The sequence below is a fragment of the Anoxybacillus sp. LAT27 genome (assembly GCF_022030075.1).
In the GTDB taxonomy this organism is placed as follows: Bacteria; Bacillota; Bacilli; order Bacillales; family Anoxybacillaceae; genus Anoxybacillus; species Anoxybacillus kestanbolensis.
In genome coordinates, this window is record NZ_JAIWYK010000040.1 from 1 (window position 1) to 1020 (window position 1020).

Genomic DNA, 1020 nt, shown 5'->3' on the forward strand with positions numbered 1-1020 from the left:
ACACTCCAATGAACAACAGTATGACCAAAAGAATGAACAACTTTCAAAACGTTTTTATTAAAATTTCCTGTCGGCACGCGTAGGAAAGGGGTATGTTTAATGCCTAACGTATCAAACACTTTTTTAGCTTGAGCTAAGTCACGAATAATTTTCCCTCTCTCTAGTTCAGTATAGTTTTTGTACTCATAACCCATACTCCCGATCTCGTGTCCATCATCTACGATTTTTTTTACGATGCGTGGGTGACGTTCAGCCCAAGAAGCAGATAGAAAAAATGTAGCTTTCACTCCATGTTTTTTTAGTACGTTTAAAACAGGTATCGCATTTGTTTCTCCCCAACTAATATCAAATGTCAATGCGAGCTCATTGTTTTTATTTTCGACTTTGTAAATGGCTTTCGGCCCAGGGTCAGTGGAAAATACAAACTCACTTGCAAGCTGTTGAATATAAAAAATCGAAGCTGTGACGAAGGCAATTGATATGATGAGAAGCCATTTTTTTATTTCTTTTCCGTCGAGTATATAAAAAAACTTCAACATTTGTCCCCCCTTGTCCTTTTTATCACCATCTTATGCAAGAAATAACATGATATGATCAATGAATATAACGAGAACATTTTTTGAAAAAATAATGTTGACAACAAAATAAAATGTATGTTAAATTAATAAACGTCGTCAGCAACGAAAAATGTGGTTGACGATAAGTGAAAAAAGTGTTAAAATGCTGAAGTCGTTGTTTGACAAAGATGTTCCTTGAAAACTGAACGAAGCGAAAAGCGTAAAGAAGCTAGAGATATGAACTTTCTATGGAGAGTTTGATCCTGGCTCAGGACGAACGCTGGCGGCGTGCCTAATACATGCAAGTCGAGCGGGCGAATCGAAAGCTTGCTTTTGATTCGTTAGCGGCGGACGGGTGAGTAACACGTGGGCAACCTGCCCTGTAGACGGGGATAACACCGAGAAATCGGTGCTAATACCGGATAACACGAAATGTCGCATGACGTTTCGTTGAAAGACGGCG

1 protein-coding gene and 1 rRNA gene are annotated in these 1020 nt (G+C 38.9%); one reads left to right on the forward strand and one right to left on the reverse strand.

Features of this window, described 5'->3' with window-relative positions:
• Positions 1 to 536: polysaccharide deacetylase family protein (locus LD028_RS02285; RefSeq protein WP_237810810.1), on the reverse strand; the 536-nt coding region annotated here is incomplete at its 3' end.
• Between the two features lie 266 nt (positions 537 to 802).
• Between LD028_RS02285 and LD028_RS02290 the strand changes: the two genes are divergently transcribed.
• A 16S ribosomal RNA gene (locus LD028_RS02290) occupies positions 803 to 1020 on the forward strand; the annotation flags it as partial.